Origin of the sequence: Amycolatopsis sp. NPDC051371, assembly GCF_040682155.1 — a bacterium.
GTDB lineage: Bacteria > Actinomycetota > Actinomycetes > Mycobacteriales > Pseudonocardiaceae > Amycolatopsis.
Genome location: NZ_JBFBAG010000004.1, coordinates 174,639 through 189,082 on the forward strand (window position 1 = coordinate 174,639; position 14,444 = coordinate 189,082).

The window sequence follows — 14,444 nt, forward strand, 5'->3', positions numbered from 1 at the left end:
CGTGGTGACCCGACAGGCTTCCCTTGATCGATCCGGAGTGGCCCGTTGACGCACAGTGACGGCCCGGTTCCCTACGAAAGTCGGGTACCGGCGGCCGCCGCGGTGCCGTCGACGGCGAACCAGCCGCGCTCGAACCGTTGCCAGCGGCCCAATTCGGCCCGTGCGGCCTCGCCGTCCCGGGCCGTGGTCCGGGTCAGCCGCGCCTTCTCGGAGCCGCCGGATAGCCAGCAGAGGTGGGAAAGCAGGGGTCTTACCGAAGTCCGGCCGCAGGAGACGCCTTCCAGCACCAGGACGTCCGGTACGGGCACCCGGACGAGCTCCCCCGGCCGGGGTGCCCCGGCTGTCCAGTCCGTCCGCCGGTAAGCGCCTTCGACGCCGTTCTCGAGGGGCCGCAGGACACCGTCGACCAGCCGGGGCCACCACGAAACCGGGTCGTCCCACGTCGCGAAGGCGTCGGTGCTCACCAGCTCGGTCCGGCACCCGCGAGCACGCAGTCCGGCGACGACCCGGGCGGCCAGTGTGGACTTTCCCGCGCCCGATGGGCCGTCGATGGCCAGCAGGCGCACCGCTCCCAACCGGGCGGGAGCGGCGAGCAGGGCTTCGATCAGCCCGTCACTTGCTGACGCGCTCGACCTCGGGAAGTCCTTTGACGTCGTCGGGCGCGGTGGTCCGCGCCTCCAGCACGGCGATCCGGCCCGCCAGCTCGCGCTTGGCGTCCTCGAGCTCGCAGCGCAGCAGCGCGGTCTCCTCGACCGACGTGCGCACCTCTTCCTCCAGGTGCCCGACCTCGGTGGACAGGTGCAGCGACACCAGTGCCAGCACGACGCCGGCGAGGAGGAAGACGAAGTTCGACGGGGTCTCGACCCCGGTCAGCTTGGCCAGGAACTGCGCGGCCGACGGGATCACGGCCAGTACCACGACGCCGACGGCGACGACCAGCCAGACGCCCGCGTACTTCTCGCGCAGCTTGCGGCGCCGCATCATCTCGAGGACGACGAACAGCACCAGGCAGGCGATGACGATGCTGAGGATGCGCCAACCGGCCATCTTCGCAAGCTCCTTATGCCGAGTCTGAGGAGTCGACCGCGGGGCGGCGCCGGACCAGCGCGAGCAGCAGCGCGAGGCCGGCTCGGCCCAGGTAGACCGCCGATTTGACGGGCGAGTGGCTGGGCGTGCCGCCCACCCGTTCCCGCATGATGACCGGAATCTCCTTGATGGCCAGCTTGGCGCGGATGGCCATGACCAGGGATTCCACCGTGTCGCCGAGGTACTCGGCCGGGTAGTAGTAGGCGAACAACCGGATCGCTCGCGGCCCCATCGCCTTGAACCCCGACGTGACGTCGGTGAGCTTGGTCTTCGCCAGCCGCGAGAACACGAGCGAAAGCACGACCATCGCGTACTTGCGCGGTCCGCTGGCCTTGTAGGACCCCTTGCCGGCGAAGCGGGAGCCGATCACGATGTCCGCGTCGTCCAGACCACGCAGCAGGGCGTCGAGCTCGTCCGGGTCGTGCTGGCCGTCCGCGTCCACCTGCACGACGACGTCGTACCCGCGGGCCGCGGCGTACCGGAACCCGGTGCGCATGGCCCCGCCGACGCCGAGGTTCACCGCGAGCCGGGCCACTTCGGCGCCGGCCGCGCGGGCGAGCTTGGCGGTTTCGTCGACCGAGCCGTCGTCGACGACCAGCAGATCGCCGTCCGGCAGGGCGCGTTTCACCTGCTCGATGACCGAAGCGACGCTCGCGGACTCGTTGAGCGCCGGCATCACGATGAGCACGCGACGGCTGCTCACAGGGGTCATGGACACGCGGTCACCTTACCTTTCGGCTCTGCGGCGGACTTCCAGCCCCCGCCGGTCACTGGCCGTCACCGGGCGAAGAACCGGGTGCCGCGCCGGAGGTGACCACGCCCTGCTGGCCCTCGATCTCGTAGATCGAGGCGCCGGCGTTGCGGTAGACCAGCTTGAAGCTGGGATTGGTGTCGAGGTGCTGGAGACCGGCGTCGCTCACCGCCGTCGGCGTGACCTTGCCGGCCCCGACGAACGCGTACCGCACCTTCAGGTCGGTGAGCAGCTCGCGCACCTTCGGGTACTTGTCGACGTCGTTGCCGAAGACGCTCAGGTAGCCGGCGTCGGTGGCCGGTCCGGCACCGTAGAACGTCCACTGCGTCGGGAGGACCCCGGCCAGCGCGTACATCCAGACCGAGCCGTCCGACCTGTCGTTCAGCACCCGTTCGCCGGGGGCGGTGTGCCCGGCGAGCCAGGTGAACGCCGCTTCTTCGTCCTTGGTGACCGTCGGGCCGCCGCCGTAGCTGAGCTGCAGCCGGGCGGCGTTGCGGCCGATGTAGCCACCGCGGCTCAGCGCGCCGACGACCAGCGCGAGCACGACGACGCCGAGGACGGTCAGCGTCGCGGGCTTGAGCTTCGGCAGCCGCGGGGCGACCTTGCCGGCGAACCAGCCGGACGCGGTGTGCACGAACTCGCCGAACGCGACGCAGCCGGCCAGCGGCACGAGCGCCGCGACGCGGTAGTTGTCGTTGTAGAACGGGCTGCTCAAGGTGTGCACCAGGCCGGTTTCGAGCGAAACCGTGGCGGCGAACAGCGCGCCCAGAACGACGTACGCCGCCACCATCCACAGCATCCGCCGCTGCTTGACCAGGAAGAACACGCCGATGATGGCCGGGACACCGATCCACCACTGGGGGAACGGGGCCATCGGCGAGAACGTGATGGTCTCGCCGACCGCACCCGAGACCGTCGCCTCGGACGCCCAGAAGGCGCTGGTCACGCCGCTCGCGTTGTAGAGCGACGGCAACACCACCGGGATGCCGAACGCGGCGGCCAGCACGACGGTCGCGATCAGCGACGGCATCGACCGGCGCCAGGTGATCGGCTCCCAGCGGACCACGACGGCGAGGAGGATCAGCAGGAAGTAGACGATGACCACGAAGACGACGCTCGTGTGCAGGCCGGCGAGCCCGGCCACGCCGACGCCGATCGCCACCGGCCCCGCGATCCCGCGCGGCTCCAGCAGGTGCCGCGCGACCGCGAGGATGGCCGGGATCAGGGCGACACCGGCGACGTAGGGCCACAGCGGACCGCGCCACAGCGAGTCGTAGGGGAAGACGGAGAACGAGGCCGAAACCGCGGCCGCCGCGGCGACACCGATCGGCGGCATCCGCCAGGCGTGGCACATCGCGGCGACGCCCAGCGGGACCGTGAGGACCACCGCCAGCGCGGCCAGGTTCAGGGTCGGCATGATCGACAGGCCGCCCTTGTCGAAGACCAGGGCGAGCAGCGCGTGGTAGGTGTCCGGGTAGAAGTAGTCCTTCTGGTCCGGCAGGTTCGAGATCGTGCCGACGGTCGACGGCCGGGCGTCGCCGTGCTCGGCGATCCAGCGCACCAGGTTCGCGTGGAACGGCGCGTCCCAGCCCTGCTGGACGTTGCCGATGTTCCGGATGCCCCGCAGGAACGTGACGATGCCGATCCCCGTGCCCGCGGCGACGCCGAGGCCGATGATCACGTGGTCGCGCGGCCTGCGCGCCGGCCGCTCCGGCTCTTCCCGGTCGGGATGGCGGCGGCGGGTGAACCGGGACACCGCGAAGGCGAGCCCGAACCCGGCCGCCGAGAGCACGAGCGTCCACAGCGCGACGTCGAGCATCGTCCAGCGGATGCCGAACTTGCCCAGCACCGGGATGCCGAGCGCGACGAGGCCGAACGTGAGCATCGGCGCGGCGGCGGCCAACGTCCAGCCCCGTAGCCGGATCGCGGCACCGAAGACCAGCCCCGGCAACCAGAACGCGAGCAAAACGAGCAGAACGTTCATCGAATTCGCAGTCCAAACCTCACCGGCGCTTCACGCCGTTCCCGTCCCACCAGCGGGCGCATGACACCTTACTGGCCCGCTAAGAAGACGCTTCATCGGTGCCCGCGGTTGTCGCCGTCCCGGTTTCCGGGGCACGCCGCAGGACGAACGCGAGCACCACGGCCAGGCCCAGCGCGGGCGCCGCGGCCAGCGCGACGACCGCGCGGAACACCGTGTCGCCGGGCAGGAAGAGCAGGAACAGCGACGCGGTGCCGGTGACCACGGCCCAGCTGACCAGCACGAGCTTCGCCTGGGTGCGGGCCACGAGCACGGCCGTGAGCAGCTGCATCGGCACCAGCAGCACCGAAGACCACACCAGGCCCGCGACCGACCAGCCGTCGATGTCGTAGCCCGGGCCGCTGACGAACCGCACCGCCCACGGACCGAGCCACAGCCCGACCAGCGCGCCGAGCGCGGCCAAGGCCAGCGAGGCGAGGGCGCCGAGGGCCAGCACGCGGCGCAGGCGGTGGCGCCCCTCTTCGGTGACCGAGAGCCGGACGACGAACGGCACGGCCAGCGACTGGACCGGCCCGATCAGGGTCAGCGGCAGCCGCGCGATGACCAGCGCGGCGAACAGGGAGCCGACGCGGTCGCCGTCGCCGCCGGGAGCCAGCAGGCCGACCAGCGCCGGGTAGCCGGTGATGACCGCCGACGTCAGCGCGGCGCCGGCCAGGAGCATGCCCATCCGGCGGGTGGTCACGCCCCAGCCGTCGCCCTCGACGTGCGGGTCGAGCAGGCGCCGGGCCGGCCGGGCGAACAGCAGCCAGGCGAACGAGCCCGCGGCGACCGCGACGGCCAGCGAAACGACGTTGTAGGCGACCGACACGAACAGGACGCCGAGGATGAGCGCGCGCACCGCCGGTTCGGCGACCACGAGCAGGGAGAACGCCTTCACCTTGTGCTGCCCGATCAGCAGCCCGCGGGTGCCGAACTGGCAGGCGAACGCGACACCGCCGGCCAGCACGATGACCGCCAGCGACCAGTCGCCGTGGAACAGCCGGTCGTTGACCGGCGGGATCAGCAGGGCCAGGGAGAAAGCGGCGGCCACGACCACGCCGACGGCGACCGCCCGCAGCGCCGGGCGGCCCGCCTTGCCGCCGCCGAGGGCCGCCACCGCCGACTGGCGGGACAGCTCCTGCTCCAGCGGGGAAAGCGTGCTGCCGAGGCCCATCAGCAGGCCCCAGAACGTGACGAAGATGGCGTATTCCTGCGGCGGCAGCAGGCGCTGGCTGGCGACCGTGAGGACGTAGCCGAGGCCGATCGACACCAGCAGCGAGCTGCCGAGACTGCCCGCCGTCGTCCGGCCGCTGCGCGCCCCGGTCTCCACGCCCTTCACGCCCGCGGTGCTCATCGGCGCCGGAGCCGCGCCCGCACGGCCATGGCCAGTCCACGCAGGACACCGGCGCCGAAGCCGCCGGCGAACACCGGCAGCAGCTTGGTGACCGCGCGGGCCTCCGGGCCGGTCGCACCGCACTTCTTCACGACTTCGCCCGCCGCGACCACGCCGGCCACGCCGGCCACCAGGGTCGTCTTCGGCTTCTTCGCGGCGAAGGCCAGCCCGACGACGCCGGCGGCCAGCGCGCCGAACAGCGCGTTGCGGGCCGGGCCGGGCGAGCCGATGTAGGAGTCCACATAGGTCGTGCCGCGGAAGTAGGCCTGCTGCGCGAACTTCTTGAACGAGTCGCGGCCGTTGTAGACGGCGGAGAACCCGGGTGACAGCCAGATCTGCTCGCGCTCGGCGATCCACCGCAGCATGCGGGTGTCGTCACTGGCGAAGCGGATGTCGTCGAACAACGACACGAACGCCGTGATCGACCCTTCGAGAAGAGCCCGGCGGGCACAGAAAAACGTCGTGCCCTTCGGGTAGACGTCGAATTCCTCGATTCCGTACGACGTCAGCCGCGGATTCGAGAAGTATTTGCGCCACGGCACCTTCACCAGCCCGGCCATGAACCCCGCGTAGGGATTGTGGTCGGAGGCGACGTCGATGTGGCCGTTCCAGACCGCGCGCTCGGGATGGTCCACGAGCTGGTCACGCAAGTACGTCAGGCTGCCTTCGTCGACGATGACGCGGCTGTCGAGCAGCGTGATCCATTCGCCGGACGACTTCGCGATCCCCGCGCTGCGCGCCTCGAACCGGCCCGAATTGGCCTGGCTGAGCACGGTGATGCCGTGGCGTTCGCGCAGGTCGTCGAGCCGCGACGGCGTGGCGTCGGTGCTGCCGTCGTCCACGACGACGACCTCGATCGGCCAGTTCGCCGCCTCGGCCGAGGCGAGCAGGGCGCCGACACTGCGTTCGATCCAGTCCTGCTCGTTGTAGACCGGGATCACGACACTCAGCGAGGGGAGGAGCGGGTTCGCACTCACCGTGCCGAGGCTACCCGGGGGCCCCCGCGGCGGGTCGGCCAGTATCCTTACGCCACCGCTCCCCGACCAGGAATGGGCTCTCACGGTGATTTCCTTCATCCTCGGCACCACCGCGGAACTGATCAAGATCGCGCCGGTTTACCACGGGATCGTCGAGCGCGGGGTGCGGCCGAAGATCTGGTTCACCGCGCAGCACGTCGACGAGGTGGCCGACGTCCTTTCCGATCTGAACCTGCCGGAGCCGGACCTCTGGTTCGTGCCGCGCGAGAAGGCGCACAACCTCGAGTCGCCGGCGCAGGTGCCGGGCTGGGCCGCCCAGGTGCTGCGCACCGCGTGGGGCCGCCGCCAGGAGCTTCGCGCGGCGCTGACCGAGGACGGCCGCCCGCCGCTGGTGCTGGTGCACGGCGACACGTTCACCACGCCGTACGGCGCGCTGATCGGGAAGCGGATCCTCAAGTCGCGGGTCGGACACATCGAGGCGGGCGCGCGGTCGGGCAGCATCCTGTCGCCGCTGCCGGAAGAGCTGAACCGCAAGATCGCCGCGAAGGTCGTCGACATCCACTTCGCGCCGACGGCCCGCGAGGTCGCGAACCTGAAGAACACCCGCGGTGTGGTGGTCGACACCGAGGCGAACACCGCGATCGACTCGATGCGCCTGGCGATCGGCCAGCCGCTGGTGGTCGACGTGCCGGAGAAGTTCGGCCTGGCCACGCTGCACCGCTTCGAGCTGCTGTCCCGGGCGGACAAGTACCGCGAGGCGCTGGAGATCCTGCGCGAAGAGAGCCGCAAGATGCCGGTGCTGTACATGGCCGGCGCGCCGGAGCGCGAGAAGATCCGCGCGCTGGACCTCGAGCACCTCTTCGACGACCGGTTCATCATCCGGCCGAAGCTGCGGTACCTGAAGTTCCTGCCGGTGGTCGCGCGCGCCGAGTACGTCGTCACCGACTCGGGCGGTCTCCAGGAGGAGTGCGGCTACCTCGGGATCCCGTGCGCGGTGCACCGCCACCGCACCGAGCGGCACGTCGGCATCGGCGCGAACGTCGAGCTCACCGAGATGCGCGGCGACAAGCTGCGCACGTTCCTCGACAGCTACACCGAACGCCGCGGCGACAACTGGACGGACAAGTACCACCCGTCCGAGATCGTCGTGAACACCCTGGCGCAGCTCGGCTACTGCTGAGCTCTCCCGGCACGCCGCCCCGGACTCGTCAGCGGGTCTGGGGCTGCGAGCCGTCGCACACCGGGACGCGGTAGAGCTTGAACGTCCCGCCCTCGTCGATCTGGCGGAAGCCCGCCGACGGGGCCGGGTAGGCGACGCCGTCCCACAGGTTGCCGCGGGGGATGTCGTTGGTCAGCAGGTACCGCACGGCGAGGCGATCCGCGATGGCGCAGGCCCGCGGGTCGGTGGCCGCCTGGTTCAGGTGGCGGGCCAGGTAGATCTGGTCGCTGGTGAGCCTGCCGATGTTCAGCTGCGGGAACAGCACCTGCCGTCGGGTCAGCGCCATCACCGCCGGGCTGCCGTTGTAGGGCATCTGGGCCACGATCGTGCCGGGCTCGGTGCGGTCGGCGATCCGCTTGAAGAGGTCGTACTCCTCCTGGTTCACGAGCGGATCGATCTTGGGGTAGGCGCTCAGCACGCGGTTGCGGTGGTCGAGGACGTTCAGGCCACCGGTCGTCAGCAGCAGGAGGATCACCGCGGGCAGCGCGATCGCGGACGCCCGCGCGGCCAGGGTCCGGCGCTGTTCGAGGAAACTCACCGACGTGAGCCAGGACCGGACCGCGGTGAGCACCGCGAGCACACCGATCACCGCGAGCGGGACCCCGGTGATCGGCAGCATGGCGGCGAGCCGGTGGGAGTCGGTGTACCAGAACCCGGTGAACACCTTGCGGCCCGTCCAGGACACGCCCGCGGCCAGTATGTAGAGACCGGCGGAAATGGCGTGCCCGGCCACCAGCCAGCGCAGGGACCGCTGCCGGAAGCACGACACGGCCCCGACGATCACGAGCACGCCGAGGATCCAGCCCGCGCCGCGGCCGTTCGTCGCCCCGGTCAGCGCCTCGCCGACCGCGTGCGACGGCGTCTCGATCGGCTTGACGTCCGCGTCCATGGTCACCGCGAACACCCCGGACTTGACCACGACCAGCCAGTACACCGGCGCGGCCAGCACGATCGGCGCGGCCAGCAGGCCGGCGCGCAGCCGGTCACCTGTGCGGTAGCGCCGCAGCGACGCCCTGGCGAGGCCGAGGAACACCACCGGCAGCGCGATCGCCGCCAGGCTGATCACCGCGTTGGGGTGCGCGATGGTCACGGCCACGAGGAACGCCGGCGCGAGCAGCCAGGCCCGGCCGCGGCCGATGACGTCTTCCTTCGCCAGCTTGGTCACCGACAGCAGAGCGGCCAGTGCGGCCGGGACGAACGAAAGCCCCAGCAGGTTGGGCCAGAGGATCCCCCAGCCGAGCATCTCCCAGGGAAACGCGCCGAAGGCCGTGCTGAGCAGGCCGGCGACGCCCAGCGCCAGCTTCGAGGGCCCGGCGAGCTGGCGCATCAGCAGGACGCAGCCCAGCGGCCAGACGACCAGGGCGATGGTGACCGACAGGATGTTCGCCGCCGCCGGGATGGAGTTGCCGCTGATCATGACGAACAGCGAACCCAGGTCGTGCCAGGCGGCCGGGTAGAACCCGTGGGCGCGGCCCGGCACGCCGAGGGTGTCGATCATGAACGTGGAGGCGTCGTGGGTGTTGAGGATGTTCGCGATCGCGTTGTAGTGGAACGACGAGTCGTCGGTCTGGACCAGCTCTTCCGGACCGCGGATCGACAGCCGGACCGCGAGCGCGCCGAGCAGCACGGCGCCGGCGAGGCCGGCCACCGAAGCCCCCACGACCGGCCAGCTGTCCCCCGGCACCGCCGGCGGCAACCGCCTGCGCAGGGGGACGACCACACAGCCGAGCACCAGGGCCAGCCCGGCGAAGACGAGCAGCACGAGCAGCGGCGACCAGGCGAGGCCGAGCTTCGACGCGGCGATGGCCGTCAACACGACCACGGCCGTCACGACGACCGGTGCTAGCGCGACGGCCGTGAGGCGGCGCAACCCGAGCAGGTACGTGATCGGCAGCCCCGGCAGGACCAGCAGCAACCCGCACAGCAACACGCTGGGAACCGCGTCAAGCCAAGCCATGGAAGAGCACCTCGCTCATCGATTCAGGGCGCGCGTCATTCGGACACACATCGAACGCTTGCGCGACCCCGATCGGCAAGCCGACGGGATTTTTTCACACAGCGACCGGCGCGAGAGTACTGGGCTGCCCCCGGCGCCGGCGGGGGTGGTGAGCCGGCTGGTTCCGGCTCACCACCCCCGAGTTCACCGGCGGATCAGAGGAACACCGCCTGAGCGGCGCTGAAGGTGCCGCCGCTGTTCCACTTGCCCCCTCTGTCCTCGAACGCGCCGCTCTGACCGGAGTGCCAGTAGAAGAGGCCCGTGTTCGAGTTCCCGTAGTCGTAGCCGGCGATCAGGTCCGCGCGCCCGTCGCCGTCGATGTCCGGCGCCGTCCACTGCGACTTCGCCCAGGTCCAGACACCCGGACCGGTCGTCCACCGGGTGACCGGGGCGTCGAAGCCGTCCGTCGTGGCGTGCCACGTCGAGAACGACGTGTTCGAGTTCCCGTTGTCGTACGCGGCGCCGATGTCGACGCGGCCGTCACCGTCGAAGTCACCGGTCACGAAGCGCGCCTTCGCCGGGGTGTAGCTCGTGCCGTTCCACTTGACGCCCTTGTCGTCGAACTTGCCGGCGGCGTTGGCGTACCAGAGGAACAGGTTCGCGGTGTTGTTCCGGTAGTCGTAGAAGGACGCGAGGTCGGCGCGGCCGTCGCCGTTGAAGTCGCCCGCCACCCACGTCGACTGGGTGAGACCCCACGTCCCCGTGCCGGTGGTCCACTGGGTCACCGGAGCGTCGACCCCGGTCGCCGTGGCGTGCCAGGTGAGGAACGAGGTGCTCGCGTTCCCGTTGTCGTAGGCGGCGCCGATGTCGGTGCGGCCGTCACCGTCGAAGTCACCGGCCACGAACCGCGCCTTGCTCGGCGTGAAGTTCGCGCTCTCCCACTTGACGCCCTGCGCGTCGAACCCACCGGCGGCGTTGGCGTACCAGAGCCAGAGGGTCGAACTGTTGTTGAGGTAGTCGTAGACCATCGCGAAGTCGCTGCGGCCGTCACCGTTGAAGTCACCGGTCACCCAGCGCGCCTGGTTGGCGTTCACCGCGCCGTTCCCGCTGTCCCACGCGAGCGCGGGGTTGCCCAGGATCGGGGCCTCGGCCGAACCCGGACCGAGCGAGGGCCAGACGTAGAGGCCCGTCCGCGCGTTCTTGAAGTCGTACACCGCGCCGACGTCTTCCAGGCCGTCACCGGTGAAGTCGGTGCCCTTGGACAGCGGCGTCGTGGCCGAAACGACGCCCGTCGGCGCGCCGGCGGGACCGCTCGCCGGGGTGGCGACGACGCGGTAGTACCGCGTCTGCTTCGCCGGCAGGCGCTCCTGGGTGTAGGACAGCGACTGCGTCGTCCCGAGCAGGTGCGCCGAGTCGACCGGGACGTCGGCGGTCGCCGAGCCGTAGACGGAGTAGGTCGCGTTGTCCGACGTCGGCAGCCCGTTCCAGCTCACGACGATCGTGTGCCCGACGGCCTTCGCCGCGGGAGCGAGCACCGTCTGCCGCACCCACGCCGCGAGGTCGTCGGTCCGGGCCGCCGTGCTCCCCTGCCTGGTTTCGGTCTCGCCGAAGCAACCGTGCTGCCACGAAGCGCTGCTGACGCCGACCAGCTCGGCCCGGCCGGAGACCTCGCGGAACGCCGGCCCGCCGGCGTCGCCACGGCAGGTGTCCGCGCCGTCGTCCCCGGTCAGGCTCGCCGTCGTGGCGGTGTTCGACCCGACGGTGAAGAGCGCGCTGTGCAGCTTGTCGGGCACCCACTCGGTGTCCGTGCGGCCGAAGCCCGCGACCCGCAGCTTTTCGCCCGCCACCGGCGCCGTGGCCGCCAGCGAGATCGGGGCGACGTCGGTGACCGGGGCGGCGAGCCGGGCCAGCGCGAGGTCGCGGCCCGCGGCGAGCACCAGGCCGGAGACGCCGACGGCGTGCCCGGCGGATCCGGTGAGGTCGGTCCGCCCGACGACGGCCGTGGTCGCCTTCACCGGGGCCCCGCCCTGCGGGTTCTCCGGGAAGCAACCGGCCGCCGTGGCCACCCAGTCCGGCGCGACGAGAACGCCGCTGCAGGCCCGGCCGTCCATGGTGAGCTTGGCGGTGAAGCCGTAGGTTCCGTCGGCGGCGGCCGCGCTGTGCGACACCGCCGACGCCGGAACGGTGGCGAGCAGCAGTCCGGTCACCAGCAAGACACCGCCGATCGCCGATCTGCCGGCCATTCGGGAGCGATCCACCAGAGTTCCCCCTCATCAGTTTCGCGAGGCACTTCCGACCTCGTCGAACTCATCTCCGAAGGCACGCCGGTTCTTACAGGAAATGCGCGTGACACGTATCACTTCAGGCTCACTCGACAGTCGAGTAACATGCCTGAGCCGTTATTGCGCCACGGTTTCCAGGAAAGCTGTCAAGCGCCTGTTCGTCGCAATTTCGCCGACCACGCATTCGGTCGGGCAATTGCGTTGGGAGCGGAGTCGCCTGGTGTTACCGGGTCGAGCCGGGCCGGGCGGACTGCCAGTGCCCCAGGGGTCGCTAGAGCACCCGGCGGCCCGAGAGCGCGCGGCCCAGCGTCAGCTCGTCCGCGAACTCCAGGTCGCCGCCCATCGGCAGGCCCGACGCCAGCCGCGTCACGCTCAGGCCCGGGAAGTCGCGCAGCATCCGCACCAGGTACGTCGCCGTCGCTTCGCCCTCCGTGTTGGGGTCCGTCGCGATGATGATCTCGCTGATGTCGGCCTCGCCGATGCGCTTGAGCAGCTCGCGCATCCGCAGCTGCTCCGGGCCGATACCCGACAGCGGGTCGAGCGCGCCGCCCAGAACGTGGTAGCGGCCCTTGAACTCGCGCGTGCGCTCGACCGCCAGGACGTCCTTCGGCTCCTCGACCACGCAGATGACCGTGAGGTCGCGGCGCTCGTCGCGGCAGATGCGGCACTTCTGCTGCTCGGAGACGTTGCCGCACACCTCGCAGAACTGCACGCCCTCCTTGACCTTGCCGAGGACGTCCTGCAGCCGCGAGATGTCCACCGGGTCCGCGGCCAGCAGGTGGAACGCGATCCGCTGGGCGCTCTTCGGCCCGACCCCGGGCAACCGCCCGAGCTCGTCGATCAGGTCCTGGACGACACCTTCGTACAAGTTCGTCAGCCGCCGAAGCCGAGGGCGCCGAGGTCCGGCATCCCGCCACCGCCGCCGAGGCCGCCGGCCAGCGGGCCGAGCTTCTGCTCGGTGAGCTTCTGCGCGCTCGCCGACGCGTCGCGCACCGCCGCCACGATCAGGTCGGACAGCGTCTCGACGTCGTCCGGGTCGACGACCTTCGGGTCGATCTGCAGGCTCTTCAGCTGGCTGTCACCGGAGACGGTCGCGGTGACCAGCCCGCCACCGGCAGTGCCGGTGACCTCGGTGTTGGCGAGTTCTTCCTGGGCCTCCACGAGCTTCTGCTGCATCTGCTGGGCCTGCTGCATCAGCTGGGAAATGTCGAAGCCGCCGCCGGGTTGCACCATGATCGCACTCGGTCCTCTCTGCACGCCTGTGTCGTCCGCCAGGGTAGTCGCGCCACGGGTGGGGCCGGGTTGTGGCACCGTGGTCGCCGTGCGACGCGCGATTGTCCCCCTGCTGCTGGCCGGTGCCCTGCTGCTCACCGGGTGTGAGGAAGACGCCCCGGCGGCTCCGGCGCCTGCTCCCTTGACCACCCGGACGGTCACCCCCACGCCGGCGACGGTGACGTCCTCCCCGTCCGCGTCGCCTTCGGTGCCGCCGTCCTCGTCCGCCGCGCCGCCGGTCGCTTCCGGGAAGGTCGTCGTGCTCGACCCCGGCCACAACGGCGGGAACGGTGCGCACCCGGCGGAGATCAACCGGCAGGTCCCGGCCGGGCGCGGCCAGAAGAAGCCGTGCAACACGACCGGCACCGCCACCAACGCCGGCTACCCCGAGCACGAGTTCACCTGGGACGTCTCGCAGCGGGTCGGAAAAGCGTTGGCGAGCAAGGGAATCCGTGTCGTCTACACGCGACAGGACGACACCGGCGTCGGCCCCTGCGTCGACCGCCGGGCCGCGATCGGCAACGAAGCGAGCGCCGACGCCGTCGTCTCCATCCACGCCGACGGCTCGACCGCGGCCGGCGCGAACGGCTTCCACGTCGCGTATTCGTCGCCGCCGTTGAACGCCGCGCAGGGCGCACCGTCGACGCGGCTCGCGCAGGTCGTCCGGGACACCATGCGATCGGGCGGCTTCAGCACGTCGAACTACATCGGCGGCAACGGCCTTTCGGCGCGCGCGGACCTCGGCGGGCTCAACCTTTCGACGCGACCGGCGGTGCTCGTCGAGTGCGGGAACATGCGCAACGCGGCCGAGGCGGCCCGGATGACCAGCGCCGAGGGGCGCCAGCAGTACGCGTCCGCCATCGCGGCGGCGATCGAGGCCTACCTGGCTTCCTGAGCCTCGAGGACGGCCTCGCCGTGGCTCGTCGCCCACTTCGCGAGGACGCCGATGGGCTCGACGAGCGTCTCCCCGAGCGTCGTCAGGCAGTACTCGACGCGGGGCGGCGCTTCGGCGTACGCCCGGCGGGCCGCGGCTGAGCGGTACCTGTCGGGTTCCTAGTCTCGGGAGCATGGCACTTCCCGAAAGCTGCCACCGGCTGTTCGAGCGGCCGTTCAACGCGGTGCTGACGACGATCAACCCGGACGGCTCGCCGCAGACCTCGATGGTCTGGGCCAGCCGCGAGGGCGACGAGATCGTGATGGGCATGGAGGGGCGGCGGCCCAAGGTGCGCAACGTCCGCCGCGACCCGCGGGTGACGGTGCTGATCGAGGACCACGACGGGCACGACGCGCGCGGGCTGCCGCAGTACCTGCTGGTCCGGGGCACGGCCCGGATCGTGGGGCCGGACATCGCCGACGAGTTCACGGCGCTGATGGACCGGCAGGCCCAGCGCTATCTGGGGGTACGTGCTGGGCAACCAGGGCTCGCCGACCGCCGTGATCGTGCGGATCACGGCGGACCGGGTGACGGGCATCGGCCCCTGGGCATCCTGACGGGCCGTGAATGACTC

Annotated in this window: 13 protein-coding genes and 1 pseudogene; 3 read left to right on the forward strand and 11 right to left on the reverse strand. The window is 71.0% G+C overall.

The annotated features are described in order from the left end of the window. Positions 1 to 71 precede the first annotated feature (71 nt). From AB0M59_RS07295 to AB0M59_RS07320, 6 genes are all read right to left on the reverse strand, one after another. Positions 72 to 560, reverse strand: a complete 489-nt coding sequence (locus tag AB0M59_RS07295) for a uridine kinase (RefSeq protein ID WP_364610713.1) — start codon at positions 558 to 560, stop codon at positions 72 to 74. A gap of 52 nt (positions 561 to 612) precedes the next feature. Then, positions 613 to 1,047: a DUF2304 domain-containing protein gene (locus tag AB0M59_RS07300; protein WP_364610144.1), complete on the reverse strand. Its 435-nt coding sequence runs from the start codon at positions 1,045 to 1,047 to the stop codon at positions 613 to 615. Positions 1,048 to 1,060: 13 nt separating this feature from the next. Further along, positions 1,061 to 1,798, reverse strand: a complete 738-nt coding sequence (locus AB0M59_RS07305) for a glycosyltransferase family 2 protein (RefSeq protein WP_364610716.1) — start codon at positions 1,796 to 1,798, stop codon at positions 1,061 to 1,063. Between the two features lie 55 nt (positions 1,799 to 1,853). Then, complete coding sequence (locus AB0M59_RS07310; RefSeq protein ID WP_364610147.1) at positions 1,854 to 3,821, reverse strand: DUF6541 family protein; 1,968 nt, start codon at positions 3,819 to 3,821, stop codon at positions 1,854 to 1,856. Positions 3,822 to 3,900: 79 nt separating this feature from the next. After that, positions 3,901 to 5,211 carry a hypothetical protein gene (locus AB0M59_RS07315; protein WP_364610150.1) on the reverse strand — a complete coding sequence of 437 codons (1,311 nt, stop codon included), beginning with the start codon at positions 5,209 to 5,211 and terminating at the stop codon, positions 3,901 to 3,903. After that, positions 5,208 to 6,227 carry a glycosyltransferase family 2 protein gene (locus tag AB0M59_RS07320; protein ID WP_364610153.1) on the reverse strand — a complete coding sequence of 340 codons (1,020 nt, stop codon included), beginning with the start codon at positions 6,225 to 6,227 and terminating at the stop codon, positions 5,208 to 5,210. The genes AB0M59_RS07315 and AB0M59_RS07320 overlap by 4 nt, the downstream gene beginning before the upstream one ends. Before the next feature lie 85 nt (positions 6,228 to 6,312). Between AB0M59_RS07320 and AB0M59_RS07325 the strand changes: the two genes are divergently transcribed. Further along, entirely contained in the window at positions 6,313 to 7,407 is a 1,095-nt protein-coding gene (locus AB0M59_RS07325) for a UDP-N-acetylglucosamine 2-epimerase (RefSeq protein ID WP_364610156.1), read from the forward strand. 28 nt (positions 7,408 to 7,435) lie between these two features. Here the strand turns inward: AB0M59_RS07325 and AB0M59_RS07330 are convergent, their stop codons facing one another. The 4 genes from AB0M59_RS07330 to AB0M59_RS07345 form a co-directional block, all read right to left on the reverse strand. Next, positions 7,436 to 9,403 (reverse strand): DUF6541 family protein, encoded by a 1,968-nt coding sequence (locus tag AB0M59_RS07330; RefSeq protein WP_364610159.1) that lies wholly within the window; start codon positions 9,401 to 9,403, stop codon positions 7,436 to 7,438. Between the two features lie 194 nt (positions 9,404 to 9,597). Further along, positions 9,598 to 11,625: a trypsin-like serine protease gene (locus tag AB0M59_RS07335; protein WP_364610162.1), complete on the reverse strand. Its 2,028-nt coding sequence runs from the start codon at positions 11,623 to 11,625 to the stop codon at positions 9,598 to 9,600. A gap of 310 nt (positions 11,626 to 11,935) precedes the next feature. Further along, a complete protein-coding gene (gene recR, locus AB0M59_RS07340; protein WP_364610165.1) occupies positions 11,936 to 12,532 on the reverse strand; it encodes a recombination mediator RecR in 597 nt (198 codons plus the stop codon). A gap of 5 nt (positions 12,533 to 12,537) precedes the next feature. Next, the gene (locus tag AB0M59_RS07345; protein ID WP_155549341.1) at positions 12,538 to 12,897 is read right to left on the reverse strand and encodes a YbaB/EbfC family nucleoid-associated protein; all 360 of its coding nucleotides are present in this window, start codon (positions 12,895 to 12,897) and stop codon (positions 12,538 to 12,540) included. 79 nt (positions 12,898 to 12,976) lie between these two features. Here AB0M59_RS07345 and AB0M59_RS07350 point away from each other — a divergent pair, with 79 nt between their 5' ends. Further along, on the forward strand, positions 12,977 to 13,831 hold the full coding sequence (locus tag AB0M59_RS07350; RefSeq protein ID WP_364610168.1) for an N-acetylmuramoyl-L-alanine amidase: 855 nt from the start codon (positions 12,977 to 12,979) through the stop codon (positions 13,829 to 13,831). Here AB0M59_RS07350 and AB0M59_RS07355 read toward each other — a convergent pair. Beyond that, positions 13,816 to 13,959, reverse strand: a pseudogene (locus AB0M59_RS07355) (winged helix-turn-helix transcriptional regulator); the annotation flags it as partial. The gene AB0M59_RS07350 and the pseudogene AB0M59_RS07355 overlap by 16 nt on opposite strands. A gap of 44 nt (positions 13,960 to 14,003) precedes the next feature. Here AB0M59_RS07355 and AB0M59_RS07360 point away from each other — a divergent pair. Further along, positions 14,004 to 14,441 (forward strand): TIGR03618 family F420-dependent PPOX class oxidoreductase, encoded by a 438-nt coding sequence (locus tag AB0M59_RS07360; RefSeq protein ID WP_364610171.1) that lies wholly within the window; start codon positions 14,004 to 14,006, stop codon positions 14,439 to 14,441. Positions 14,442 to 14,444: the final 3 nt, after the last annotated feature.